Origin of the sequence: Hahella sp. KA22 (assembly GCF_004135205.1) — a bacterium.
Classification (GTDB): domain Bacteria; phylum Pseudomonadota; class Gammaproteobacteria; order Pseudomonadales; family Oleiphilaceae; genus Hahella.
The window spans coordinates 2,022,606-2,048,325 of sequence record NZ_CP035490.1; the positions used below are offsets into that span (position 1 = coordinate 2,022,606).

Genomic DNA, 25,720 nt, shown 5'->3' on the forward strand with positions numbered 1-25,720 from the left:
TCTTCCTCTTTCCATCGAAGCTGGATTATTTCTCCAGCACCCTCCTGAACAGGGTTTCGTCGTTGTCACAGTCGCGCAGGTGTTCGCAGAAGCGACGGTCATTGAATTTCTGGGCCAGCTGGCTCAGTAGGTCCAAGTGTTCGCTGGTGGCCTCTTGAGGCACGATCAGAACGAACAGCAGGTCCACGGGTTCGTTGTCTATGGCGTCAAAAGGGATTTTGTCCTTGAGCGTAAGCAAGGCCCCTATGATGCGGTCGCAGTTCTCCAAGCGGCAATGGGGTATCGCGATACCCTGGCCGATACCAGTGCTGCCGAGTCTTTCACGGCATATCAGGTTGGTAAAAATGGCGTTCTCGTCCAAAAACGGAAAATGTTGCGCAATCAGATTGGCGATATATTCGAGAACGCGCTTCTTACTCGAGCCCGACACCCCACAGCGTGTGAGGGCGGGCGAGATAATTGACTCAATAGTTAGTGTGGTTTGGGCCATGTTCTGTTATCTGGCGGATGCGCCGTGCATCCGATCAACGTGCTTCTCTTTGTGTTTGAGGATCTGGCGGTCTAATTTGTCCACCAGTGCGTCAATTGACGCGTACATATCTTCGTGTTCAGCATTGGCATGCAGGTCAGCGCCGCTTATGTGCATGGTTGCTTCCGCAATCTGACGCTGTTTTTGAATGGAGAGCGTAACTTGGACATTACTGATACTGTCGAAGTGTCGTTCGAGCTTGTCGAACTTGTTGTTAACGTAGTCTTTCAGTGCTTCAGTTAACTCGACTTGATGTCCGGTGATGTTCATTTGCATACTTTGCTCCTAATGCCAATATACGGTGCATTATGAATTTTGCACTTCCATGAAAAATACTAGCACATCCAATTTGTGACTATTTGATTTAAGTCTTATGCCTGCATTCCTCCTTTTAAATTAACCGCTTACGTTCATTGGAAGGCGGAATGGAAAGCGCCTCCCGGTACTTTGCGATCGTGCGACGGGCGACGTTGATGCCCTGTTCGCCAAGCAGCGCAGCAATTTTGCTGTCGCTCAATGGTTTCTTTGGTGATTCCGCCGCGACTAACTTCTTGATAATAGCTCTAATAGCGGTCGAAGAACACTCGCCACCCGTATCTGTGCTGACATGGCTGGAGAAAAAGTACTTCAGCTCAAATACGCCGCGAGGAGTGTGCATGTATTTCTGGGTGGTCACCCGGGAAATCGTTGACTCATGCATCTCCACCGCCTCCGCAATATCGTGCAGCACCAGTGGCTTCATCGCCTCTTCGCCGTACTCAAGGAATCCTTGCTGATGTTCGACGATTTGTGAGGCGACTTTCAACAGAGTTTCATTACGGCTTTGCAAGCTTTTGATAAACCAGCGGGCTTCCTGTAACTGGTCGCGCAAATAAGTGTTATCTGAGCTGTTGTCCGCCCGTCTCACCAGGCCTGCATAGCCAGGGTTGATGCGGATCTTCGGGGCGATTTCAGGGTTCAGTTCCACCAGCCAGCGGCCGTTGGCTTTTTTGACGATAACGTCAGGAACCACGTATTCGGTATTGCTTTCCTGAATGCCTTCGCCTGGCCTTGGGTTCAAGCTTTGAATCAGTTTGAGCACTTCCCGCAGATCGTCTTCTTTTAGACGGCTGCGGCGCATCAACTGGGCGTAGTCACGGTTGCCAAGCAGATTGATATAGTGGCTGACCACCAGCTTGGCCTGTCCAAGCCAGGGGGTGTCTTTAGGCAGTTGGTTCAACTGGCTCAGCAGGCAGTCCTGTAAGTTGCAGGTGGCGACTCCTGGAGGATCGAACTGCTGCACGCGTTTTAAGACGGCGCGTACTTCGTCCAGCTCAATTTCCTCTTCCCCCTCAGTTTGCAGTCCGCCATGAATTTCGTCAGGAGTGAGTGAGAGATAGCCGTCGGTATTGACTGCATCGATTATCGCAACAGCGATCATGCGGTCAATGTCGGACATGGGGGTAAGGTTCAGTTGCCAGAGAAGGTGGTCTTGCAGGGTTTCGCCTTTGCTATTGCGGGATTCGAAGTCGTACTCGTCATCTTCGCCGCCGCTGTAGCTGCTTGATCCGCTCTGGAAGACATCATCCCAGGCGGTATCGACGGGGAGGTCGTTCGGAATAGAATCGGACCAGTTGTCCTCTTCAGCGAATCCTCCTTCATCCATGCCCGACTCTTGCGTTCGCTCCTTGCTGGAGTTATTAGCGAGCATGTCGCTGATCGTATCGTTCTGAACGTGGTTGGGAGATTCGTCTTCTTCAGACACTTCCAGCATGGGGTTGGACTCAAGCGCTTGTTGAATCTCCTGCTGTAAATCCAGTGTTGAAAGCTGCAAAAGTTTTATTGCTTGTTGCAGTTGCGGGGTCATGGTCAGCTGTTGACCCAGCTTTAACTGCAATGAAGTTTTCATAACCATCTGATGCTTACCACCGATTCAGGCACAGATCTTGTGAGTTTTTCATAGTTATTAGGTGCTTTAATCCTAAGCTCTTGAGCCTTGGGGTCCATCTTGGATGGAGGCCGCCGGTTAAACTAAAGTTTGAACTGGTCACCCAGATAGACCTCTCGAACCTTTGGGTTGGCAAGGATATCACTTGGGGCGCCGCTTGCGATAATAAATCCTTCACTGACAATATAGGCGCGTTCACAAATATCCAAGGTCTCGCGCACATTATGGTCTGTAATTAAAACGCCGATGCCGCGCTTTTTGAGATGCTCGATAATCTGCTTGATATCATTGACGGAAATAGGGTCCACCCCGGCGAAAGGTTCGTCCAGTAAAACAAACTTGGGCTCCGTAGCCAGCGCGCGAGCAATTTCCACGCGTCGACGCTCGCCGCCTGAGAGGCTCATGCCCAGGCTTTTACGAATATGGGTGATGTGAAATTCCTGCAGCAGCTCCTCCATCTTAAGCTTACGCTCCTTGCGGCTGAGATCTGCTCTGGTCTCAAGAATGGCGTAGATATTGTCCTCTACTGACAGCTTTCTGAAGACCGATGCTTCCTGCGGCAGATAGCCAATGCCCTTGCGCGCTCTCCCATGCATTGGCAGGCCGGTGATTTCCGTTTCGTCAATAAATACGCTGCCTTTGTCGCTGGGGATCAGTCCTACCACCATATAGAAACAGGTGGTCTTTCCTGCGCCGTTAGGGCCGAGGAGGCCCACGATTTCGCCGCTGCGGATTTCAACGGACACATCTTTTACTACGGGCCGTTTCTTGTAGGCCTTGGCCAGGTTTCTGGCGGTGAGAGTGCTCATTGTTTATTAGATTTGGGCGGATGATAGATAATTTCAACCTGCTCGGTTTGATTGCCCGATGAGGCTCCCTTTGCCGTGACTAAACGCTTGTCTGTGAAATAAATAATTTCTTCGCCTTCCACTGAGCTATTGTCCTGAAGAATGCGCGCATGGTTACGCATAACGACTTTACTCTGGCTGCGGTCATAATCCATGCTTTCTGCGTAAGCGTGGGTTTCAGTTTGTTTTTCTTGGTCAAACTGCACTAAATGAGCGGGTTTGCCGGTCGCCTGGAAGCGGCTGATGCCATTGTCGTCGGTGTATAAAATGACTTTGTCCGCCTCAATGCTGGATTTGCCTTGGGTAATGACGACATTGCCGATATAGGTGTCGATGCCTTTTTGGCCATCTCTCTCCCAACGTCCCGCTTTGATGCGCACTGGTTCGTCACTGCCGTTAAGAAGATCCAAAGCATGGCTAAGCGGGGCGAACATAAGGCTCAATAACAGCGCCGCGGTGAATAGTTTACTTGGGTTGTGCATAAACGCCGGTTACCTGAGAAAGTAATACAATAAGCTTTTTATCAATGTCCGCCTCCATTCCGACAGCGGTTAACTGATTGATATTTGAAGTTATCTTAACGGGTTGATCGGTGCTGATAAAGCGCGACTTGTTGTTGTAGTCGAGCGCTTGCGTTTGCATGAGAATTGGCGCCCCGTCGTTGGAAGCGCCATTTACTTCCACGTCCCCACGCAGTTTCAGGGTGTCCTGCTTGATCAGCAGCTCGCCTTCCAGGGACTCCACATGCCAGCTTTTCTCCCCTTGCTGGAAGATCTCCAGATTGGGGCGCGTGAGTACGCCGGTGTCTGTATCAGGATAGTGCTTCGCCAGCTGGCTTTGCAGGCGGCTGGTGAGTGCGCCCTCTTTGTTGTAGGTGGTGTAAACCGCGTTGATGACAAATGCGTCAGGTTCGTCTTTCAGGAGCGGTTCTTCCTCGAAGAACGGGACGCTGGCTTCGTCCTGATAGGCGACCAGATAAATAACCAAAAGCGCCGCCAAAGCCGCGTAGAGCCATTTGCTGTATTGTCTGAACAGTTCTGTCATGAAGTTATAGGTAGGCTTCCAAGGAGGTGTGGAGCAGGCCTTTTGCCGCCAGAATCATATCGCATACCTCTCTGACCGCGCCTTTGCCGCCCTGGGTTGCGGTGCAGTAAGTGGCGTGCTGACGGACAAACCAGTGACCGTTCGGCACGGTAACGCCAAATCCGCAGCTGCGAATGGCCGCCAGATCGGGCAGGTCGTCGCCGACATAGGCGCATTCATCCAACTCTAAACCAAGCTTGCTACGAATCTCATTGAGCCCGACAAGCTTGTCTTCGCGGCCTTGCAGTAACTCTAAAATGCCCAGGTCGCCAGCTCTTTTGGCGACCATGGCTGACTTACGACCAGTAATAATGGCGACGGTTACTCCCGCTTTTTGCAATTGCTTGACGCCAAGACCGTCGAGTATGGAGAAGGGTTTGAATTGCTCTCCAGATTCGCCGAAGTAAAGAGTCCCGTCTGTCAGAACGCCGTCTACGTCCAGCGCTAAGAGCTTAATCGGTTGCAAAGCTCGCATTTGTTGTTCGGTCAAAGTTGGCGACATTAAATGACTCCTGCGCGTAGCATGTCCTGGGTATTGAAAGCGCCAATGACTTTTCTGTCAGCATCGACGACAGGCAGCGCGTTGATCTTTTTCTCCTGCATCAACCCTAGAGCTTCAGCGGCGAGCATGTCTTTGGTGACAGTCTTGCAGTTTGCCGTCATAACCGTATCAATGGCGCAGCTCCGAATGTCAATGTTTTTATCTAGAGTGCGGCGTAAATCGCCGTCAGTAAACACGCCGAGAAGCTTGTCGTCTGCGTCGACGATACAAGTCATGCCCAGGCCTTTCTGCGACATTTGCAGGAGCGACTCACTCAAAGATGCTCCACTTTTTACTACCGGGACTGCATCGCCAGAATGCATGATGTCGGAAATTTTCAGCAATAGCCTGCGGCCCAGAGCTCCCCCAGGGTGAGAGAATGCAAAGTCCTCTGCTGTAAAACCACGCGCCTCCAGCAGCGCAATCGCCAAAGCGTCTCCTAACACCAGGCAAACCGTGGTGCTGGAGGTGGGGGCGAGTCCCAGAGGGCAGGCCTCTGTGGCAACGCTGGCGTCAATGTTAGCTTCTGCAATCTGAGAAAGAGTAGAGTCCGGCTTGCCGGTCATGCTGATCAATGGGACTCCCATTCTTTTCAAAAGGGGGAGTATGGTGACAATTTCCGCCGTGTTGCCTGAGTTGGATATCGCCAATACAAGGTCGTCGGGGGTGACCATGCCGAGGTCGCCGTGGCTGGCTTCACCGGGGTGAAGAAAAAACGACGGCGTACCCGTGGACGCAAGGGTGGCGGCAATTTTATTGCCTATGTGACCTGACTTGCCCATCCCGGTAACCACCACGCGCCCTTTGCAGTTCAGCATCAGGTCGCAGGCCTTAACAAACGCATCGTCAATCCGGCTGCTGAGCGCCTGAACCGCCTGAATCTCCATTTCTATGGTGCGTCTTGCGGCCTTTATGTATTCGTGGTCGTGATGGCTCATTAATCTGGCGTTCCTAATGGCGTTGGCAGTGGCGGATATTGCGTCGCGGTAATGCTTCTGCGCCGCCTTGTTTAAACAGTCTTGCGAAAAAGTGGCGTTCGGCGAGGCCTGCGTATTATACGACGCTCGGGGACTGCTGCAACTTGCCGGGAAAGATGTGGGCAGTTAAAACATCTTCTGATATATTCCGCAGCTGTTTAGGCTATTTTTGGCAGAAACGCTAAAGCCGCCGTAAGGTTATGTTTTTAGGATACTTAATGCTTCCAGGAAGGGAGCGTTTACGCGGGCTGGGCGATTAAGGTGATTTTAGATGACGCAAAACCCCTCCAATTACGTGGAAGTCAGGGGGCTTACCTTCGCCAGAGGCGACAGGCTTATCTACGATAACGTAGACATCGATATACCCAAAGGCAAGGTCACCACCATCATGGGGCCCAGCGGTACGGGTAAGACCACTCTACTTAAACTGATCGGCGGCCAATTGAAGCCCGACAAAGGCGACATCTGGGTGAACGGCTTTAATGTGCCGAAGTTGAAGCGCAAAGAGTTATATGAATTGCGCGAGAGCATGGGGATGTTGTTTCAATCTGGCGCGCTCTTTTCGGATATCAATGTCTTTGAGAACGTCGCATTTCCCTTGCGGATTCACACTCAGCTACCGGAGGCAATGATTCGTGATTTGGTGTTGATGAAGCTGCATGCAGTGGGGCTGCGCGGCGCGCGTGAATTGATGCCAAGCGAATTGTCTGGCGGTATGGCTCGTCGCGTGGCTTTGGCGCGGGCTATCTCTATGGACCCGGAAATGGTTATGTATGATGAGCCTTTTACCGGCCAGGACCCTATTGCTATGGGGGTTATTGTCCAGCTGATTCGCTTGCTCAATGATGCGTTGGGGCTGACCAGTGTGGTCGTGTCTCATGATATTCAGGAGTCATTGAGTATTACTGACCACCTTTGCATTGTCGCCGACGGTAAGGTGATGGGGCAGGGTAGTCCACAAGAATTGCGTTCCAGCGGGAATGCTTTCGTCAAGCAGTTTCTCAATGGTTTGCCGGATGGACCCGTGCCTTTCCATTTTCCCGCGACAGACTATGCGGAGGATTTGTTACGAGGAGACCAGGATGCTGGATTTTCTGCAAAGGCTTGGTAGAAACGGCCTGCTTTCGCTCGGCTCCTTAGGTCGGGCGGGAATATTCTTGGTGGGGTCGCTAATGGGCGCTCCACGTATGAAAGGTTTGCCGCTATTACTCAAGCAGCTTTACTCCGTAGGCGTCCTCTCGCTGGTGATTATTGTCGTTAGTGGGCTGTTCATCGGCATGGTGCTTGGCCTGCAGGGCTACAATATTTTGGTGGACTATGGTTCAGAGCAGGCCATTGGCCAGATGATCGCTCTGACGCTGGTGCGCGAGTTGGGGCCGGTAGTAACCGCGTTATTATTTGCTGGACGCGCCGGCTCTGCGCTGACTGCGGAAATCGGGTTAATGAAGGCGACTGAGCAATTGTCCAGCCTTGAAATGATGGGGGTTGACCCATTGCGGCAGATCATTGCGCCGCGACTGCTTGCCGGGTTTATCGCTATGCCGATGTTGGCCATGATATTTAGCGTGGTGGGCGTCTGGGGCGGCAAAATGGTGGGAGTAGAATGGCTGGGCGTCTATGAAGGTTCCTTTTGGAGCAATATGCAGGCGTCCGTGGACTTTTCCGATGACATCCTCAATGGGATTATCAAGAGCATTGTGTTTGGCGTCGTGTGTACCTGGATCGCCGTGTTTCAGGGGTATGATTCTGTCCCTACTTCTGAGGGCATCAGCTCCGCGACCACCAAGACAGTCGTTTACTCATCGTTAGCTGTGCTGGGATTGGATTTTCTTTTGACCGCCGTAATGTTTGGAGATTTTTAATATGCGGATTCGTACGCTGGAGATATCTGTAGGGGCGTTCATTGTCGCCGGCATTGGGGCGTTGTTCCTATTGGCGCTGGAAGTAAGCGGGTTGTCACTGAGTCCAACGCAGGATACCTACAAGTTGTATGCGGAATTTACTGATGTGGGCGGGCTGAGAGTGCGGGGTAAAGTGTCCTTGTCCGGCGTCACGATTGGGCGCGTCAACAGTATTTCGCTGGATCCCAAGTCGTCCAAGGCTGTAGTGGAAATGGATATTGATGCGGATGTGAACTATCTAAGTGCGGATAGTGTCGCAGTTATTAGTACTGCAGGCCTTTTGGGAGAGAAGTATATCAATGTCTCCATTGGCGGAGACGAGGAAGCCCTAAAGGAAGGGGACTTCTTTTACAGCACGCAGGGGGCGCTTAATTTAGAGAAGCTGATAAGTGACTTTGCAACCAGTAAGTAAGTCGCTGTATCTCTGAATTCAAAATGAAGTTGTGAATTTGGGTTAGTACTAGTCAGGCAAAGAAATAGTTAGGCAATTAACATGATGTTAACAGTGAAGAATATTGGGCGCATGTTCGCAGCCATGGCGATGGTGGCGTTTGCAGTTGTGGCGCAGGCCAACGCGCAGCAGGAAGTGATGAGTGTGGTGCAGGACAGCACCAAAATGCTGGTTACAAAATTGCAGTCAGAAAAGCAGACTTATTATGAGAACCCGCAAAAGTTTTATGGGGTGATGGAAGGCGCGCTTCAAAATTTGGTTGATTTTGAGCGGATTGCCGCGCGGGTCATGGGGCGTTATCGCAGAGAAGCCAGTGATGAGCTGAAAGAAAAGTTTGTCGGAGTATTCAAAAAGAGTCTGTTTGATGCTTATGGCAAAGCGCTAGTGGAGAGTGGCGAGTTCAAAGTCAACGTATTGGCTGCGACCATCAATCCAAGAGATGAAGGGCGCGCAAGCGTGGATTTGGAAGTGATCTCCGCGTCTGGCAACAAGTATCCGGTTATCTATTCAATGTATAAGAATCGCGATAATAAATGGTTGCTGGAAAATGTCATCGTTAATGGCGTGAATATAGGGCTTGCATTCAAGGACCGCTTTGAGCAGCAAGTTAACGTGCACAATGGCGATATCACCAAGGTCGTAGATAGCTGGTCCAGTCGGATTGAAGAAGGTGAATTGACTGGCGAGGCGAAATAATGTCTGCGAGATTGACCTGCGCTAAGGATGCGCAATCCAAAGAGATGGCGCTCAGTATTTCGGGGACGGTTGATCTCTCTAATGTGGCTGACTTGTTGGCCGAGGGCGAAAAGGCGGTGCAAGCTGCGGATGCGACCTCCCCGCTGCGCATAGATGTCTCTCTCGTCGAAAATGCGCAAAGTGTGCTGATATCATTGCTGCTGCGCCTGGTTGCGGCGGCGGAAGCAAAAGGCCTGAATGTCAGCGTTTCGGGTTTGACCGGTAAAATGTTCGATATTGCGCGGGTTAGCGGAGTGGAAACTGTTTTGCCATTGGCGGATGAGGCAGTCTAGCTATTAATCAGGCAGACAAATAGCTTCCTTCTATTTGTCTGCAACTAATCAGGCAGACAAATAGCTTCCTTCTATTTGTCTGCAACGACAGGGCCTGCACATGTCAGGCCCTGTCTCCCGCGGCTTGTCGCCGCGCAGGCGCGTCCATGCGCCTGGTGATTAACATGCCAATATCATTGCCATGTTAATAAATAAATATCCCTTCAAAAAAAACAATTTGCGGCGGTCGCTGCAAATTGTTTCCAATCCATAACTTGGGCCTGGCCCCTGCTTGGGGTAAAATGTCTCGTTTAGTTCAGCCAACGAATAACGAGGAGTGGGCGCATGCAACCCGAAGCATTGCAAGAAATTTTGCAAGAAAAGCTGTCCGACTGTGAAGTCCGTGTAGAAGGTGATGGCTATCATTATCAGGTTGTTGCCGTCGGTGAGCGTTTCGCCGGCCTTTCTCCCGTCAAAAAACAGCAAGCGGTGTACAGCTGCATCCATGATCTGATCGCTGACGGCACCGTACACGCTGTTTCTATCAAAACATACACTCCCGATGAGTGGGCCGCCGCGAATAAATAATTCGTTTTCCAACCCAGGTAAGTTTAATGGACAAATTATTGATCGGCGGTAGCAAGCCGCTTAATGGGGATATTCGTATCTCCGGTGCGAAAAACTCCGCATTGCCAATCCTTGCTGCGACACTGTTGGCGGACGAGCCCGTCACCATAGGCAACCTGCCGCACCTTAACGACATCACCACCATGATTGAGCTGTTGGGCCGCATGGGCGTTGAGTTGATGATCGACGAAAAAATGTGCGTGGAAGTGCACGCCAATACCATCAAGCATTTGACTGCGCCTTATGAGCTGGTAAAGACCATGCGGGCTTCCATTCTGGTGCTGGGGCCGATGCTGGCTCACTTTGGCGAGGCCGAAGTTTCCTTGCCTGGCGGTTGCGCCATCGGCAGCAGACCTGTTGATTTGCACATTCGCGGTTTGGAGGCCATGGGCGCTGATATTCTGGTCGAAGCCGGCTATATCAAAGCAAAAACCAATGGTCGTCTGAAAGGCGCGCATATCTACATGGATACCGTGACGGTGACCGGCACGGAGAACCTTTTGATGGCGGCGACGCTGGCGGATGGTAAAACAGTTATTGAAAACGCCGCACGTGAGCCTGAGGTCATTGACCTTGCCGAGTGTTTGATTGCAATGGGCGCTGATATTCGCGGCCATGGCTCTTCAACTATTGAAATTAACGGTGTGCCGCGTCTGCATGGTTGCCGTTACAACGTATTGCCGGATCGAGTCGAGACAGGGACTTATCTGGTCGCCGCCGCAGCGACCCGCGGTCGGATCAGAGTGAAAGACACTCGCGAAGACATTTTGGAAGCGGTCCTGTTGAAGCTGGATGAAGCCGGCGCACATATCAGCACTGGCCCAGACTGGATAGAGCTGGATATGAAAGGGGCCCGGCCGAAAGCTGTTAGCTTGCGCACCGCTCCCTATCCCGCTTTCCCAACGGATATGCAGGCGCAGTTCGTTGCAATGAACACCGTAGCGGAAGGTACGGGCGCCATTGTTGAAACCGTATTTGAAAACCGTTTCATGCACGTGCAGGAGCTGCGCCGCATGGGCGCGAAGATCAAGCTCGAAGGCAATACTGCTATCGTTGAGGGCGTGGAGTCTTTGACCGGCGCTCCGGTAATGGCGACGGACTTACGCGCTTCCGCCAGCTTGGTCATCGCCGGATTGGTGGCGGAAGGGGATACCCTTGTAGACCGCATTTATCATATCGACCGTGGTTATGAGTGTATTGAAGAAAAAATGCAGTTGTTAGGCGCGAAGATTCGTCGGCTGCCGGGCTGAAGCAATTCACCAATATCCGGAATCCTGTAATGAGTGCGATCATCACCATCGCCCTGTCCAAGGGGCGTATCCTGGACGACACATTGCCGCTGTTGGCGGCGGCCGGTATTGAGCCGGAAGACGATATCAAGAAAAGCCGCAAACTGATCTTCACCACCAACCAGCCCAATGTGCGGCTGGTTGTGTTGCGCGCCACAGATGTTCCAACTTACGTGCAGCATGGCGTGGCTGATTTGGGCGTGGCGGGTAAGGATGTGCTGATGGAGCACGGCTATGATGGCCTCTATGAGCCGTTAGACCTCAAAATCGCCACCTGTCGTTTGATGACGGCGGCGATGAAGGGCGCAACGCCTAAATCGGGACGTATCAAAGTGGCGACCAAGTTCGTCAATATCGCCAAGCGTTATTACGCGGGTAAAGGTATCCAGGCCGACATCATTAAGTTGTATGGCGGTATGGAACTGGCGCCGCTGATGGGGCTGGCGGATGAAATTGTAGATATTGTCGATACAGGCAATACCCTTGTGGCCAATGGGCTGGAGCCGCGCGAGAAGATATGCGATATCAGCTCCAGGCTGATTGCCAATAGCGCCTCAATGAAAATGAAACACGCCAGTTTGCAGCCAATACTCGAGAAACTGGCGCAGGCGGTGGGCGCAGAGTAATTTGATGAGCCCTTGCTTGAGCTGAGGGTGGTGTGGGCGAACACTAATGAAGTAGCGGATGAGGCGAACTGCAGATATGCGTGAATTAGATAGCAGTCAGGCGGATTTTAAGTCGCAGCTGGAAGCTTTGCTGGCTTTTCAGGAAGACGATAGCGCGGAAGTGAATCGCGTTGTGGAGAGCGTGCTGAAAGATGTGCGCGTTCGTGGTGATGAAGCGGTGCTGGAATATACAAATCGCTTTGATCATATGAATGCAACCTCAATGAGCGCTTTGGAAGTCCCGCATCATCGCCTGCAACAGGCGCTCGCCTCCATTAGTCCTGAGTTGAAAGGCGCGCTGGAAAGCGCCGCCGAGCGCATTCGTCGTTACCATGAAAAGCAGGCTCAGCCTTCCTGGACCTATCAAGAGGAAGATGGAACAGTCTTAGGGCAGCAAGTTGTTCCCTTGGATCGCGTCGGCATCTATGTTCCAGGCGGCAAGGCCGCTTATCCATCTTCAGTGCTGATGAATGCGATTCCCGCTAAAGTAGCGGGGGTCGGCTCCATTATTATGACCGTACCGACGCCGCGTGGCGAAGTGAACGAATTGGTGCTGGCTGCTGCGGCGGTAGCAGGCGTTGATCGGGTGTTTACCGTTGGCGGCGCGCAGGCCGTAGCGGCGCTGGCGTACGGCACGGAAACAGTTCCCAAGGTCGATAAAATTGTCGGTCCCGGCAATATATACGTGGCCATGGCGAAACGTATGGTGTTCGGAACCGTTGGCATCGACATGATCGCCGGCCCTTCGGAAATCTGCGTGATCTGCGATGGTGGTACGGACCCAGACTGGATTGCTATGGACCTGTTCTCTCAGGCGGAGCACGATCAGGATGCGCAGGCGATTCTCATTTCTCCTGACGCGGACTGCCTGTTTGCGGTGAAAGCCTCAATCGAGAAGCTGCTGCCGGGTATGGAGCGTAAGGATATTATTTCTGTGTCTTTAAAAGAGCGGGGGGCTTTTATTAAAGTCGCTGATCTTAAAGATGCTGTTGATGTGGTTAACCTTATCGCGCCGGAACACTTGGAGCTTTCGGTTGCTGATCCTGATGCGTTATTACCTGATATCAGGCATGCCGGCGCCATATTTATGGGGCGTTATACGGCGGAGGCATTAGGGGACTATTGCGCTGGGCCGAACCATGTATTGCCGACGTCGGGCACCGCACGCTTCTCAAGCCCTTTGGGTGTGTATGATTTCCAGAAGCGTTCTTCCCTGATCAATTTTTCCAGTCGCGGCGCCTCTGACGCCGGGCGCATTGCTTCGGTGCTTGCACGTGGCGAGGGGCTGACCGCCCACGCCCGATCCGCAGAGTATCGGATAGTCGAGGAATAGGCTTATGTCCGTTAAAGACAGAATTACCCAGTGGGTGCGCCCTGAAGTCCAGGCGCTTTCCGCCTATCACGTTGCGGATGCCGCAGGCCTGATCAAACTGGATGCAATGGAAAATCCTTTCGACTTTCCCGCTGCGCTAAAGGCCGAACTAGGTGCGGATTTGCGCGATGCGGCTATTAATCGCTATCCAGATCCTGACGCTGGCGCCATCAGAGCGGCGTTAAGGGAGCTCTATAGCCTGCCTGATGCTGTGGATATGCTGTTCGGCAACGGCTCGGACGAGATCATCCAGATTCTCGCTATGGCGGTCGCTGGGCCAGGGCGGACAATACTTTCCGTTGAGCCCAGCTTTGTCATGTATAAGATGATTGCCACATTCATAGGCGCGGAGTATGTGGGCGTTCCGCTGAATGACGAATTCCAGATAGATGCTCAGGCGACGCTGGACGCGATCAAGCGTCATCAACCCGCCCTGGTTTTCATTGCTCAGCCTAACAATCCAACAGGCAATCTGTTTGATGATGAAACGCTGCGTCAGATTGTTGCAGCAAGCCCTGGGCTGGTGGTGATCGATGAGGCGTACACGGCTTTTACCGACGCGGATTATATGAGTTGGGCCAGCGAATACGACAATGTTGTGATAATGCGAACCTTCTCGAAGGTTGGGTTGGCGGGGCTGCGTTTCGGTATGCTGTTTGGCCCGCAGGAATGGATTGAACAACTGAATAAAGTGCGCCTTCCGTACAACATCAACTGCCTGACGCAAAACGCGGTACTGACGGCTATTCGGCATTTTCCAGAGTTTGTGAAGCAGACAGAAGCGCTGCGTGAGCAGCGCAGCTGGTTGAACGCCCAGCTTGGCGAGGTGGCTGGCGTGACAGTCTACCCTAGCGAGGCGAACTTTATTTTGGTGCGTTTGGACCCGTCGGCCAAGTCTGTCTTCAACGAAATGAAAAAACGCGGCGTTTTGATTAAGTTGTTGGATGGCGGGCATCCCAAGCTCGCAGGATGCTTACGTTTGACGGTTGGCGGCCGCGAAGAAAATGAGGCAATGCTGAAAGCGCTAATAGAGTCCTTGGAGGCGGTAAGGGGATAGCCTCAGGTTAATCCCCTTCATTGCCTGCGCGCTGTTGTAAGGTGGCGGTTAGATTTACAGGTTGACCGCGCCTGAACACCGTCAACTTAATCTGATCCCCTGGCTTGTTGTGTGAAACAAAGTCCCTGGCTTGTTGTGATGTCCTCATAGGCATGTCGTTGATCATCAGGAGGACATCGCCAGCTTCTAATCCTGCTTTACTACCAGGGCTGTCTGGCTGGACTCCTGTTATCAGTAATCCATTGGTGTCCGTGAGGCCAAAAAAATCCGCTTCATGACGCGCCAGCTCATGCATTTCCACCCCCAGATATCCGCGAATCACCCGCCCGTATTGGATTAAGTCCTGAGCTATCGTCATGGCTGACTGTGCGGGAATGGCGAAGCTAATGCCCTGGTAACCGCCCGTGGTTGAGAACACCGCGGTGACGATGCCGACCAGTTCGCCTTTGGCGTTAATCAAAGCGCCGCCGGAATTCCCCGGGTTGATGGCGACATCTGTCTGAATGTAGTTCTCATAGGTGGCCAGCCCCAGGTTTGATCGCCCCAGGCCGCTGATGATGCCTTGCGTTACAGCCTGACCAACGCCAAACGGGTTGCCAATCGCCAGTACGATATCTCCCACTCGGGGTTGAGATTGGCTGACCGGGATCGGCTGAAGTCCGTCCTGCTTGGGTTTCAGTACGGCGAGGTCAGCCTCACTGTCCAGGCCAACAATTTCTGCGGGAGTCTCCCGGCCGTCGGACAGCATGATCCTGATCAGTTCCGTGGATTTGACCACATGGTAATTGGTCAGGATATGCCCTTGTTTATCGATAATGACGCCGGAACCCAGTCTACTTAGCGTGGGTTCAGGAGGCGTAATATTCTTGGAATAGTTGGAGAATAAAGGGTTCTTCCAAATAGCGTCGGATAGCGCGGGGTTGGGCTCTTCGCTGTAGATGTTGACAACGGAAGGCAGCGTCTGCTCAACGGCGTCGGCGAATGAAGTCAATACCGGCTGGGACTGCGATGTCGGATGCTTTATAAAAAAGAGATAAGCGCCAGCGGCTAACAAACCAATTGCCACGGCGATTCCATAGGCTGCTAACTGTCTCATTTCTCTCGTTCTTTGGCGGCACTGGCGCGGAATGTTAACATAACTGCAACGATGGAGGAGTAGGCCATGACTGATATCTCAACAATAATGACACTGCTGAACAACTGGTTACAACCGGACCGGATCAGGGATTACTGCCCTAATGGTTTGCAAGTGGAAGGGCGCGAGAACGTTCGCAAAATACTGTGCGGCGTTACGGCCAGCGAGCAGTTGCTGGACGCTGCGATTGAGCAGGGCTCTGATGCGGTGCTGGTGCACCACGGTTATTTCTGGAAAGGCGAAAGCGCGGCTATTGTCGGTATGAAGCGCAGGCGCATCGCCAAACTGTTACAGCACGACATTAACCTGATCGCTTACCACCTTCCGCTGGACATTCACCCTGACTATGGCAATAACGCTGCGTTGGCGGCGCACCTGGGCTTTACCGTTGAAAGCAGGGTGAAAGCAGGGGATGTGGAAGGGTTGTTATGGCGGGGCGCTTTGCCTCAGCCAATGACTGTCAGCGCCTTGTCCGAACATCTTGCCAACCGTTTACAGCGTGCGCCTTTGATTATTGATGATGACCCACACCAAAAGGTCAGCACTGTCGCCTGGTGTACTGGTGGGGCGCAAGGGTTTATAGATCAGGCGGTAAGTATGGGGGTGGACGTTTATCTAAGTGGCGAGATTTCAGAGCAGACTGTGCACAGCGCCCGAGAGCAGGGAATTGTATATGTCGCTGCCGGGCATCATGCTACGGAGCGTTATGGCGTGCAGGCTCTTGGTAAAGGGCTTGCTGACAGCGTAGACGTGGAAGTGAGTTTCTTCGATGGCGATAACCCGGTTTAACCGGATTATCGCGCATAAAGGCGGACTAGTATTTCTCGCCTTCAGAAGCGGCTTCTGGTGAATTATGCGAACGGCTCTCGAACCCATAATCCTCCGATAAAGTGCCTTTTTCTTTAGGATCAGCTTTGGGGGCGTAATCCCGAGGCGGCTCAAAGACGGTATCTTCTTCAGCTTTGCTTTTACCCTCTTTACGCTTCACGGATAGCGAAGGCGTGGCGGACGACACCAGTGATTTGAACTCGCTGTCGCTGCACAGACGCTCGGCGCCGACAGCCAGATGATTGAATATGTCGCGATAGTTGGCGTTAAGCTTGCCCAGCATCTCCGCTGTGCGCGAGAAGTGCTCAGCGACTTCCGCTTGATAGCGGGTGTGTTGATCTTGCAGATGATCGATCTGGCGTTCCAAACGCCGGTTTTTAGCGGTTTCAGAGTGCAACAGCTTGTGCAGCAGAACGCCCAGGCCTAAACCGACCAGAAAAGTTACCGCCGCTATAACAATGGTAGATCCCATAATTCTTTCAACACTTAAAATTTGCAAGGAATTGTGAACCGGAGGAGTGAAGTAGTATACCGACAAAAGCGCCTCGATTTCCATTGCTGGCGGGTAGCTTTTGGTCGCACTGGACCCTCGCAACGACGCGGCATGTGAAGGGGTCGGGAATATCCCTTACCTGTGTAGTCAATATGTTTAGAAAAAGGCAAAATAAGCGCGCAATTTCGGCCAACTATAATTAGTGGGCGACTTGAACATCATTTATCAGTGAGGCGAGTCAGGCAGTGACGACTCCAATTGAAAAGTATCGACAAGATCTCGAACGCCAGGATTTCTCCTATGACCCCGCTCAGGAAATGGCGGTTGAAAAGCTGCAGGTGTTGTTTGAACGCCTGACGGCGGCGGAAAGCAAACGTCTTCAGGCTAGCCGTATTCAGCGTCTGGCGCGGAAGATCGGGTTGACGAAAGCGGATACGACTCCCGAGAAGGGGTTGTACTTCTGGGGAGGCGTCGGGCGCGGCAAGACCTACCTGATGGACACTTTTTATGAGTGTCTGCCTTTTAAACGCAAAATGCGCGTGCACTTTCATCGTTTTATGCAGAGGGTGCATCAGGAGTTGAAGCAGCTTAAAGGGGAAAAGAATCCGCTGGAGATCGTCGCTGATCACTTCAGTCGTGATGCGCGGGTCATCTGCTTCGACGAGTTCTTTGTCACGGATATTGGCGACGCCATGATTCTCGCCACCTTGCTTGAAGGCTTGTTTGAGCGGGGTGTTTCATTGGTGTGCACTTCGAATATCGTGCCTGACGGGCTGTATAAAGACGGCCTGCAACGGCAACGATTCCTGCCGGCGATTGCGCTGTTGAATCAGCATACGGAAGTGGTGAATGTCGACGGCGGCACGGATTATCGCCTGCGAACGCTACAACAGGCGGAGCTCTATCATTATCCTTTGGATGAAGAGGCTCAGTTGAGCCTGACGCAAAGTTATGAGCGTTTGGCTGTGGAAGCCGGGGCTCACCAAACCGATATTCTGATTAATGGCCGCAAGCTGAACGCAATACGTCGGGCGGATGACGTTATCTGGTTTGACTTTAAAGAGCTGTGTGATGGCCCTCGCAGTCAGAACGACTATATAGAGCTGGCGCGTGAGTTTCACGCTGTGCTCGTAAGCAACGTCCCAGTGCTTGAAGCTAATAAAGAAGATCAGGCGCGGAGGTTTATTAACTTGGTGGATGAGTTTTATGATCGCCGGGTAAAAATGATTATTTCCGCCGCTGCAGCCATTAATGAGATATATCAGGGCGAGCGTCTCAGGTTTGAATTCGAGAGAACAGAGAGTCGATTGCTGGAAATGCAGTCTCAGGAATATCTGGCGTCGCCACACCGACCTTGAGATTCCTCAGTAGTGACAAGGGGCCGAGTTCGGCCCCTTGTTATATTAAATGGGCTTTATCTACTTAGATAAGCTCAATGGCGACTGCAGTTGCTTCGCCTCCGCCGATACAGAGCGCCGCTACGCCGCGCTTCTTGCCCAGACGCTTCAGTGCATGCATGAGGGTAATAATGATTCGTGAGCCGGTTGAGCCGACAGGGTGACCCTGAGCGCAGGCGCCGCCGAAGACATTGACTTTCTCTCCATCCAAGCCCAACTCCTGAATCGCCAGCATGGTCACCATGGCGAAAGCTTCGTTGATTTCAAACAGATCGACTTCATCCTTAGACCAGCCCGCTTTCTGCAGAACCTTTTGAATGGCGCCGATAGGTGCGATAGTGAACTCTGAAGGAGCCTGGGAATGGGTGCTATGGGCGACGATCTTGGCGAAAGGTTTCGCGCCGCGGCGGTCAGCTTCCTCACGACTCATCAATACCATGGCGGAAGCGCCGTCGGAGATAGAGCTGGAGTTGGCGGCAGTGATGGAGCCATCTTTCTGAAATGCGGGTCTCAGTGTGGGAATCTTTTCAAGATTGGCTGAGCCTGGCTGCTCGTCATGCTCTACCAGAAAGTCGCCCTTGCGCGACGATACTGTGACAGGAACAATTTCGTCCTTCAGCGCACCGCTTTCAATCGCTTCCTGGGCAAGTTTCAACGATCTGATGGCGAAATCATCCATCCGCTCGCGGGTGATGCCGAACTTACCGGCGACTTCCTCAGCGAATGAGCCCATCAGGCGTCCGGTTTTGGCGTCTTCCAGTCCATCAAGGAACATGTGGTCTTTTACTTCACCATGGCCCATGCGATAGCCTGAACGGGCCTTTGGCAGCAGGTAAGGCGCGTTGCTCATGCTTTCCATGCCGCCGGCAATCATGACTTCGTTAGTCCCGGCGACAATCAGGTCATGCGCGAGCATGGTGGCTTTCATGCCGGAGCCGCATAGCTTGTTGATTGTGGTGGCGCCTGTAGAGTTGGGGATGCCGGCGTCCAGCATGGCCTGTCTCGCGGGGCCTTGCTTCAGACCTGCGGGAAGAACGCAGCCCATGATGACTTCCTGAATGTCTTCAGGTTGCAGGCTGGCGCGGGAAATTGCTTCTTTAATGGACGCAGCGGCCAGCTCTACAGCAGTCAATGAACTCAAGGAGCCCTGAAAACCGCCCATTGGGGTTCTGGCTCCCGACACAATTACAACCTCTCTCGCATTCATGTTTTTCTCCTATTGTTTTTGGTGTGTTTCTCTTGTTTTTTTGTTGACGGCTTAGCCGTCTGACCTTGGATTCATCATGTCTCCCTTACGTTGCAAATGCAACGTGAGGGCGCGGGATAGTTTTCGTTAGGGCTAAAGCATAAATAGATAGGTGAATGAGATAGATTTTGCGACCTGTTTATCAATTTTGATATGACATAAATACCGTAAAAAATACCCATGCTAAAACAGGTCGAATTTGCTATTTGTTTGCCGCCTGAAAATCCTTAATAAAACCCATAACTTTCTTATTTTTTCATAACTTGCGTTTTTTATTTAGACTATTGGTGAATCCGGGCATTAGCGTCTATAGTGTATGAGACTTTCATCGTAGAAGATTCCGCCGTGATTTCACGTCTTTTACATCTTCTAGGGGTCGATAATAAAACAAACAAAAATTGGGTTTACACAGAACGTCTTCCTGCATGGCATGAAGATCTAAGAAAAATAACGGAGTAGCGTTCGATGATAAATAAAAATAAACGTTGGCGTCAGTGGACCAAATTACCTTTGGCCGTCGCAGTGGCGGCGACAGTCTCTGCTCCGGCGCAGGCGTTTCAATTTTATCTGGGCGACATTGAAGGCTCGCTGGACACCACCCTCACCGCCGGAGCAAGCTGGCGGATATCCGATCGCGATAAGAATCAATTGAGTCCCGGTAATCAGGGGCGTTGCGAAGGCGCTAGCTGCGCAGGTCCATACTCAGATGCTGCTTCCTCTCACAATAGTGATAATGGCAACTGGAATTTCAAGCAAGGCGAGACTTACTCGAAAATTATCAAAGGCACTTCTGACCTGATGTTGCGTTACGGCGACTACGGTGGTTTTACTCGTCTGCGTTACTTCTACGACAAAGAATTAATGGATGAAGGCCGAGCGTATGATGAAGTCGGCCAGACACGCCCTTTGAACGATCAGGCATTGGAGCAGGCTGGCGCGGATGTGCGCTTTTTAGACGCTTATATCTGGGGTGACTGGTATTTTGGCGATACGCCAGTGAACGCCAGACTTGGCCGGCAGGTGGTCAGCTGGGGGGAAAGCACATTTATTCTTGGCGGCGTTAATATAATCAACCCGATAGACGCCTCAGCCGCCCGAGCTCCGGGAGCGGAGGTTAAGGATGTTCTGCTTCCCGTTAACATGTTCTACACCTCTGTCGGCATATCTGAAGATCTTACTACTGAGTTCTTTTATCAAATTGAATGGGAAAAAGCTGAAGCTGACCCTTGCGGCACTTTCTTCTCTAATAGTGATTCCGCCGCTGATGGTTGCGGAGGTATCGTTACTTTTGCGCAATTCCCTGAATCTCAGGTAGTTAATTGGGACGCGGGAGTTGGCTCTTTTGTAAACGAAAGGCTTGGAGATCGAGAGCCTGATAATAATGGCCAATATGGCTTGGCGGTGCGTTGGTATGCGGCAGATTTAGGTGATACTGAATTTGGCTTTTACTACATTAACTATCACAGCAGGTTGCCCTACGCCTCTTTCGTGAAAGGCTCAGGCAGTAATGGTGTTGGCGCCAAGTACTTTATTGAGTTCCCTGAAGACATACAGCTTTTCGGTATCAGCTTTAACACTAGTACTGATAGTGGCTGGTCAATAGGCGGTGAGGTTACTCACAGGCCTAAACTGCCCATCCAGAAGAACTCATTTGAGTTAACTGCAGCGAGTAAGAATCAGCCCTATAGCGCTTTTTACGATGCTGGCGCTTCTGCGGGGGATACTATCCGAGGATATGATGAGTTCGCGGTAACGCAGGCTCAAGTGACCTTTATCAAGTTTATTGACCAGATTCTTGGAGCAAGCAGGCTGACGTTTGTCTCGGAGATTGGCGCAGTATTTGTGCATGACCTGCCGAATGACTCTCGCTATGGGCGCGATAGCACATATGGTACAGGGCCGGTTGTGAACGATTCCGGCGCAAGCTGTGAGGCGGTGAACCTTAATCCTTCTTTCTGTGAGGACGAAGGTTTCGTCACCGACTTCTCCGCAGGCTATCGCATGCGCTTCACGCTTGATTATCCGAATGTTTTCGCAGGCATCAACTTAGAGCCGTCACTGGCGTGGAGTCACGACGTTAAAGGTTATGCGCCGGAGCCCGGAGCGCCTTTCAAAGAAGGCTCCAAAGCGGTAGGTCTGACTCTGAAGGGCGTCTATCTTAACAAATACTCCGCCTCCATTGGCTACACCAACTTCTTCGGGGGCGAGCCGTACAATTACCTCAATGACCGGGACAACGTTTCTGCAAGCGTATCGGTATCATTTTAGGGTTTAGACAAGTTATTTAAGGTTTATGAGGTAGCCTCAATGAGATTGAATGCAATAATAAAACTCAGTGCTTTAGCGTTGGCGATATCGTCTTCTTTCTCCTGGGCCAAGGCTCCGGCGGGTGAAGTCTCTAAATTGGGCGATACTTTGACGCCCATTGGTGCGGAAAAAGCAGGTAATGCTGACGGAACCATTCCAGCCTGGGATGGTGGGTTAAAGGCGATTCCTGCTGGTTATGACGGCGTTGATTACATTAATCCGTTCGCGGCTGAAAAGCCCAAGTTCGTGATCAGCGCGTCCAATGCGGATCAGTATAAAGACCACCTGTCCGCCGGCCAGATGGCGATGCTGAAGAAATACCCGGGCAGTTACAAGATCAAGGTGTATCCCACCCACCGTACTTCCGCCTATGATCAGAAGGTCTATGATGCGGCGAAGCACAACGCTGCTTCTGTAGAGTTGGTGGCCGATGGCAACGGCATCACCGACTACCAGATGGCGGTGGCGTTTCCCATCTTGAGCGGCAGCTCATCCGATCAGGCCAAACAGATTATCTGGAACCACATCACCCGTTGGCGCGGCGGCTCTTTGAGTCGACGCGTGGCGCAGGTGACGCCTTTGGCGAGCGGCGATTTCACGCCAGTTATATTCTCCGAACAGTTAAGCTATGTCAGCTCATTGTCTGACTACAAGTCTGGCGCGGATCCCAACGTTATTTTCTATTTCAAGCAGGAAATAGAGTCTCCCGCGCGACTGGCGGGCAACGTACTGCTGGTGCATGAAACACTGAACCAGGTTAAGGAGCCGCGTCGCGCCTGGATCTACAACGAAGGTCAGCGTCGCGTGCGTCGCGCCCCTCAGGTCGCCTATGATGGTCCTGGCACCGCATCAGACGGTCTGCGCACCACCGATAACTTCGATATGTTCAACGGCGCGCCGGATCGTTATGACTGGAAAGTTCTGGGCAAGAAGGAAATTTATCTGCCTTACAACGCCTACGACCTCAGCTCGAAAAAAGTGAAGTACTCCGAGCTGGTGCAGCCTGGTCATTTGAATCAGGATATGGCGCGTTACGAATTACACCGCGTATGGGTGGTCGAAGGCACTCTGAAGCCTGGAGCCAGACATATTTACGCAAAACGCGTCTTCTATGTTGACGAGGATACCTGGCAAATCGGTCTGGCGGATCATTATGACGGCCGTGGCGAACTGTGGCGCGTTGCGGAAGGACATCATGTTTACTTCTACGACCAGAAGATTTCCTGGTTCTCCGCAGAAGTGCTATATGACCTGCTTTCTGGACGCTATTTGGCTCTGGGTTTAACTAATGAAGAGCCGAAGGGCTATGAGTTCAATCTGGACGCCAGCTCTCAGGACTTTACTCCCGCAGCGTTGAGACGGTCAGGAAGAAAATAAGCGCTATGAAGCAACTTTAGAAAAAGGAGGGTTATCCCTCCTTTTTTGGTTTTTAGTGTCGGCTTTGAGTGTGAATAATCGAGCTCAGGTTATTAACTTCCACAAAGCCTATTTGCTGGCTTCAAGATGCGTATTGCCGGTGAAGCTGCTCCAACTGCTCGTCTTTTTTTCGCCATAACTGTGCGATCCATTCCTGAAACTCTGAGCGAAACTCAGCATCGTTCATATAGTCCCGGCTGAGAAACTGATCGGGAATACGGATTTTCTCAATGCGGATCACTACCTTTTTGATTCGCCCTGACGCCAGCCCCCAAAATCCAAGCGCTTTGCCGGGGTAATGAATAGTAATGTTGAGCATCGTGTGCAGATGCTCTCCCATCGCTCCCAGCACGAACGCAGCGCCGCCGGCTTTGGGTTTTAGCAGATGTTTATAGGGCGACTTTTGATGATCGTGTTTGGCCTGGGTAAAGCGCGTGCCTTCCAGGAAGTTGAATACGGTGACAGGAGTGTATTTAAACTTCTCACAGGCTTTTTTGGTGGTTTCCAGATCTTTGCCTTTCAATGCGGGATTGCGTTCAATTTGTTCCCGGGAATAGCGCTTCATGAACGGAAAGTCCAGCGCCCACCAAGCCACGCCAATTAACGGCGCCCATATCAACTCCTGCTTAAGGAAAAACTTCAGCATTGGAACTTTGCCGTTAAGGACCCTTTGCACAATGGGGATATCGGCCCAGGTTTGATGGTTACAGGTGACCAAATACCAGTCATTGGGGTTGAGATCATTATCGCCTTCCACATCCCATTGAATGTCGTGAAGAAGATACAGCAGCCCGTTATTGATATTGATCCACAGTCCAGCGATGCCGATCAGCAGGACGGTGCAGTATTTACGCGTAACGCTAATCGGTATCAGCAGCTTGATAAAGGCCAGCGCCAGTACGAAAGGAAATAAAATAGTCGTTGAAAGCAGGATCAAGAGGACGGCTAGAACGCCTCTTAGCCAATGTGGAAGAAAGCTCAACATTAGTCGAAATATCTCGTTATTGTGTTTTCAGGAAGTCTGATTTTTGATTATCCAGGCAAATGTATTTAAATCGCCTGTCGCTCTTTCGGCGCTTATTCTCCGGCTTGGCGAGTCGCCCTCCGGTTTTTGTGTGGTGTGGGTCAGTGTGCTTGCGGTACCGCCATCAATTGCTCCCTTGCTGAGATGTCTGCTTCTTGTCGGTTTTGAACCAGGCTGCCGTTTTTTCCTGCGCCTGGCGTCGTATTTCAGGAGTGATATGCGCGGCGATTGTAGCGATAGCGCCGGCCATAACTGCGAGGTCGTCGGTATAGCCCAGAATGGGCGTCAGGTCAGGAATGCCGTCTATCAGCGATATAAAATACCCCAGGGCTCCGTAAATGACGGTTTTGCACCATACCGGCGTGTTGGGGGAAGCGGCGGTGTAATAGAGCGTCAATGCATGCTCTACCGTCGTAATTCCCGCGGCGGAGGCGGCCGCGCCCAACTTTTTCCACAACTGGGCGCCAGAAACCGACGGAGGATTTTCTGATTCGTATCGAGCTGTCTCGGAGAAGCGGTTACGGGCTAGGTTGATGCTCATAGTGTGTCCCATGGTCGGCTGGAATCCGTTTCATTTTACGCAACCTCGGCAGGATTTTCTGAGTTAAATAACCAATGGTCGCGTTTTCATTCGGTAACCCCGATTGATCAAAGTGTTGCGGCGTCACTGGGTTGGTCGTATTTCTCCAAGTCATTGGCGCGGATCATCCCCTGTATTTCCGCAATATAAGCTTCTCCCCGGGTAGAGTACTTCGCCAGGCCTGGAGTCAGGCTTTGTCCAGTGACCGCGAGCCCTTGGGCCCTGAGTTTTTCTCTGGTCTTGCGGAGGTCAATATAGTGCAGATTCCGGTTGAGGTTGCGCATGTAGCTCATCACGGAATGGTAGACCGTATCGAAGCGCGCCACTTCATGCTGCAGGTGAGATGCGCGTTGCGCGGGTTCTATGCCACATCCGGGCTTGAAGCACCATTGTCCGAATAAGTTGTTGCCTTCACGGGCGAAGCGGGAGCCTCCCCAGCCGGACTCATTGGCGGCCTGCGCTAGCACTAGAGAGGGCGGAATCGTATCCACTCTGCGCAGCATCAGTTTAAAAAAATTGTTGTTGAAGGCGTCATCAAACGGCACTCGATAAGTTTCCGCCAAGCGTTGCAGGCGAGCGGTATCTTCCGTCGAGAACGTGGTCTGGCGCTGCATCTTTTGGATGAACTGGCGTTCTTCTTTGATTTGTCGATTGGCTTGTTGTACCAATGGCAGCAAATAAGAGAAAAACGCATCTTTCTTCTCACCGACATCTTCATAGCTGCTGAAATCGGGAAGAGGCTCGGTCGGTATCAGGTTGGCGTTTGTGGCCTTGAGCTCTTTTTTGTCATCCTTAACCACTAGAGCATGTAAGTCATACCAGAATGAAAATGTAAAAAGCCAAACTAATGCGCCGCTAAAGGCAATAACGGCATAGCTGCGGTAATTCTTCATGTACTACCCATCGTTTTTGCTAGCAGATTTTATTTTGCGTATTTAGTTTAGCTGATTCAACACTTTGGGATGGAAGGAGGGCTAGCTATGGCCTGCTCTCCACAATGTCATTGCGGAGAACAGGGGA

The 25,720-nt window shown here is 51.8% G+C and carries 28 protein-coding genes; 14 read left to right on the forward strand and 14 right to left on the reverse strand.

Annotated features, from left to right (window positions below; translation table 11 throughout):
• Positions 1–25: 25 nt before the first annotated feature.
• The 8 genes from ptsN to EUZ85_RS09070 all read right to left on the reverse strand — a co-directional run bounded on the left by ptsN (position 26) and on the right by EUZ85_RS09070 (position 5,866).
• Positions 26–490 (reverse strand): PTS IIA-like nitrogen regulatory protein PtsN, encoded by a 465-nt coding sequence (gene ptsN, locus EUZ85_RS09035; RefSeq protein ID WP_127968983.1) that lies wholly within the window; start codon positions 488–490, stop codon positions 26–28.
• A gap of 6 nt (positions 491–496) precedes the next feature.
• Complete coding sequence (hpf, locus tag EUZ85_RS09040; protein WP_011399058.1) at positions 497–805, reverse strand: ribosome hibernation-promoting factor, HPF/YfiA family; 309 nt, start codon at positions 803–805, stop codon at positions 497–499.
• Positions 806–920: 115 nt separating this feature from the next.
• Positions 921–2,417: an RNA polymerase factor sigma-54 gene (locus EUZ85_RS09045; RefSeq protein WP_127968984.1), complete on the reverse strand. Its 1,497-nt coding sequence runs from the start codon at positions 2,415–2,417 to the stop codon at positions 921–923.
• A 122-nt stretch (positions 2,418–2,539) separates the two neighbouring features.
• Positions 2,540–3,265: an LPS export ABC transporter ATP-binding protein gene (lptB, locus tag EUZ85_RS09050; protein ID WP_127968985.1), complete on the reverse strand. Its 726-nt coding sequence runs from the start codon at positions 3,263–3,265 to the stop codon at positions 2,540–2,542.
• On the reverse strand, positions 3,262–3,786 hold the full coding sequence (gene lptA / locus EUZ85_RS09055) for a lipopolysaccharide transport periplasmic protein LptA (protein ID WP_127968986.1): 525 nt from the start codon (positions 3,784–3,786) through the stop codon (positions 3,262–3,264). Before lptA ends, lptB begins: the two co-directional genes overlap by 4 nt.
• Positions 3,770–4,348 carry an LPS export ABC transporter periplasmic protein LptC gene (gene lptC / locus EUZ85_RS09060; RefSeq protein ID WP_127968987.1) on the reverse strand — a complete coding sequence of 193 codons (579 nt, stop codon included), beginning with the start codon at positions 4,346–4,348 and terminating at the stop codon, positions 3,770–3,772. The genes lptA and lptC overlap by 17 nt, the downstream gene beginning before the upstream one ends.
• A 4-nt stretch (positions 4,349–4,352) precedes the next feature.
• Positions 4,353–4,889, reverse strand: a complete 537-nt coding sequence (locus EUZ85_RS09065; RefSeq protein WP_127968988.1) for an HAD family hydrolase — start codon at positions 4,887–4,889, stop codon at positions 4,353–4,355.
• Positions 4,889–5,866 (reverse strand): SIS domain-containing protein, encoded by a 978-nt coding sequence (locus EUZ85_RS09070; RefSeq protein ID WP_127968989.1) that lies wholly within the window; start codon positions 5,864–5,866, stop codon positions 4,889–4,891. The genes EUZ85_RS09065 and EUZ85_RS09070 overlap by 1 nt, the downstream gene beginning before the upstream one ends.
• Positions 5,867–6,176: 310 nt before the next feature.
• Here EUZ85_RS09070 and EUZ85_RS09075 point away from each other — a divergent pair, with 310 nt between their 5' ends.
• From EUZ85_RS09075 to hisC, 10 genes are all read left to right on the forward strand, one after another.
• Positions 6,177–7,016 carry an ATP-binding cassette domain-containing protein gene (locus EUZ85_RS09075; protein ID WP_127968990.1) on the forward strand — a complete coding sequence of 280 codons (840 nt, stop codon included), beginning with the start codon at positions 6,177–6,179 and terminating at the stop codon, positions 7,014–7,016.
• A complete protein-coding gene (gene mlaE, locus EUZ85_RS09080) occupies positions 6,988–7,767 on the forward strand; it encodes a lipid asymmetry maintenance ABC transporter permease subunit MlaE (protein WP_127968991.1) in 780 nt (259 codons plus the stop codon). Before EUZ85_RS09075 ends, mlaE begins: the two co-directional genes overlap by 29 nt.
• 1 nt (position 7,768) lies before the next feature.
• Entirely contained in the window at positions 7,769–8,218 is a 450-nt protein-coding gene (gene mlaD, locus EUZ85_RS09085) for an outer membrane lipid asymmetry maintenance protein MlaD (protein ID WP_127968992.1), read from the forward strand.
• Positions 8,219–8,299: 81 nt separating this feature from the next.
• The gene (locus EUZ85_RS09090; RefSeq protein ID WP_127968993.1) at positions 8,300–8,953 is read left to right on the forward strand and encodes a phospholipid-binding protein MlaC; all 654 of its coding nucleotides are present in this window, start codon (positions 8,300–8,302) and stop codon (positions 8,951–8,953) included.
• Entirely contained in the window at positions 8,953–9,285 is a 333-nt protein-coding gene (locus tag EUZ85_RS09095; RefSeq protein ID WP_127968994.1) for a lipid asymmetry maintenance protein MlaB, read from the forward strand. The genes EUZ85_RS09090 and EUZ85_RS09095 overlap by 1 nt, the downstream gene beginning before the upstream one ends.
• A gap of 324 nt (positions 9,286–9,609) precedes the next feature.
• Positions 9,610–9,852, forward strand: coding sequence for a BolA family protein (locus EUZ85_RS09100; RefSeq protein ID WP_127968995.1), 243 nt, complete (start codon positions 9,610–9,612; stop codon positions 9,850–9,852).
• Between the two features lie 26 nt (positions 9,853–9,878).
• Positions 9,879–11,141 (forward strand): UDP-N-acetylglucosamine 1-carboxyvinyltransferase, encoded by a 1,263-nt coding sequence (gene murA / locus EUZ85_RS09105; RefSeq protein WP_127968996.1) that lies wholly within the window; start codon positions 9,879–9,881, stop codon positions 11,139–11,141.
• A gap of 29 nt (positions 11,142–11,170) precedes the next feature.
• Entirely contained in the window at positions 11,171–11,806 is a 636-nt protein-coding gene (hisG, locus tag EUZ85_RS09110; RefSeq protein WP_127968997.1) for an ATP phosphoribosyltransferase, read from the forward strand.
• Positions 11,807–11,882: 76 nt separating this feature from the next.
• On the forward strand, positions 11,883–13,178 hold the full coding sequence (hisD, locus tag EUZ85_RS09115; RefSeq protein ID WP_206618030.1) for a histidinol dehydrogenase: 1,296 nt from the start codon (positions 11,883–11,885) through the stop codon (positions 13,176–13,178).
• 4 nt (positions 13,179–13,182) lie between these two features.
• On the forward strand, positions 13,183–14,274 hold the full coding sequence (hisC, locus tag EUZ85_RS09120) for a histidinol-phosphate transaminase (RefSeq protein WP_127968999.1): 1,092 nt from the start codon (positions 13,183–13,185) through the stop codon (positions 14,272–14,274).
• A 7-nt stretch (positions 14,275–14,281) separates the two neighbouring features.
• Here the strand turns inward: hisC and EUZ85_RS09125 are convergent, their stop codons facing one another.
• Entirely contained in the window at positions 14,282–15,370 is a 1,089-nt protein-coding gene (locus tag EUZ85_RS09125; RefSeq protein WP_127969000.1) for a S1C family serine protease, read from the reverse strand.
• Between the two features lie 66 nt (positions 15,371–15,436).
• Here EUZ85_RS09125 and EUZ85_RS09130 point away from each other — a divergent pair, with 66 nt between their 5' ends.
• Positions 15,437–16,198, forward strand: a complete 762-nt coding sequence (locus EUZ85_RS09130) for a Nif3-like dinuclear metal center hexameric protein (RefSeq protein ID WP_127969001.1) — start codon at positions 15,437–15,439, stop codon at positions 16,196–16,198.
• A 25-nt stretch (positions 16,199–16,223) separates the two neighbouring features.
• On the opposite strand, the gene EUZ85_RS09135 is transcribed toward EUZ85_RS09130, so the two are convergent.
• On the reverse strand, positions 16,224–16,709 hold the full coding sequence (locus EUZ85_RS09135; protein WP_127969002.1) for a YhcB family protein: 486 nt from the start codon (positions 16,707–16,709) through the stop codon (positions 16,224–16,226).
• Between the two features lie 266 nt (positions 16,710–16,975).
• Here EUZ85_RS09135 and zapE point away from each other — a divergent pair, with 266 nt between their 5' ends.
• Positions 16,976–18,088, forward strand: a complete 1,113-nt coding sequence (gene zapE, locus EUZ85_RS09140; RefSeq protein WP_127969003.1) for a cell division protein ZapE — start codon at positions 16,976–16,978, stop codon at positions 18,086–18,088.
• Between the two features lie 64 nt (positions 18,089–18,152).
• On the opposite strand, the gene EUZ85_RS09145 is transcribed toward zapE, so the two are convergent.
• Positions 18,153–19,334 (reverse strand): thiolase family protein, encoded by a 1,182-nt coding sequence (locus EUZ85_RS09145; RefSeq protein WP_127969004.1) that lies wholly within the window; start codon positions 19,332–19,334, stop codon positions 18,153–18,155.
• 504 nt (positions 19,335–19,838) lie between these two features.
• Here EUZ85_RS09145 and EUZ85_RS09150 point away from each other — a divergent pair.
• Together EUZ85_RS09150 and EUZ85_RS09155 are read left to right on the forward strand one after the other, a co-directional pair.
• On the forward strand, positions 19,839–21,641 hold the full coding sequence (locus EUZ85_RS09150) for a DUF1302 domain-containing protein (RefSeq protein WP_127969005.1): 1,803 nt from the start codon (positions 19,839–19,841) through the stop codon (positions 21,639–21,641).
• Positions 21,642–21,680: 39 nt separating this feature from the next.
• Entirely contained in the window at positions 21,681–23,057 is a 1,377-nt protein-coding gene (locus tag EUZ85_RS09155) for a DUF1329 domain-containing protein (protein WP_127969006.1), read from the forward strand.
• 121 nt (positions 23,058–23,178) lie between these two features.
• On the opposite strand, the gene EUZ85_RS09160 is transcribed toward EUZ85_RS09155, so the two are convergent.
• The 3 genes from EUZ85_RS09160 to EUZ85_RS09170 all read right to left on the reverse strand — a co-directional run bounded on the left by EUZ85_RS09160 (position 23,179) and on the right by EUZ85_RS09170 (position 25,593).
• Positions 23,179–24,081, reverse strand: a complete 903-nt coding sequence (locus tag EUZ85_RS09160; RefSeq protein WP_127969007.1) for an acyltransferase — start codon at positions 24,079–24,081, stop codon at positions 23,179–23,181.
• A gap of 163 nt (positions 24,082–24,244) precedes the next feature.
• Complete coding sequence (locus tag EUZ85_RS09165) at positions 24,245–24,661, reverse strand: YkvA family protein (RefSeq protein ID WP_206618031.1); 417 nt, start codon at positions 24,659–24,661, stop codon at positions 24,245–24,247.
• 107 nt (positions 24,662–24,768) lie between these two features.
• Positions 24,769–25,593, reverse strand: coding sequence for a glucosaminidase domain-containing protein (locus tag EUZ85_RS09170; protein WP_127969009.1), 825 nt, complete (start codon positions 25,591–25,593; stop codon positions 24,769–24,771).
• Positions 25,594–25,720: the final 127 nt, after the last annotated feature.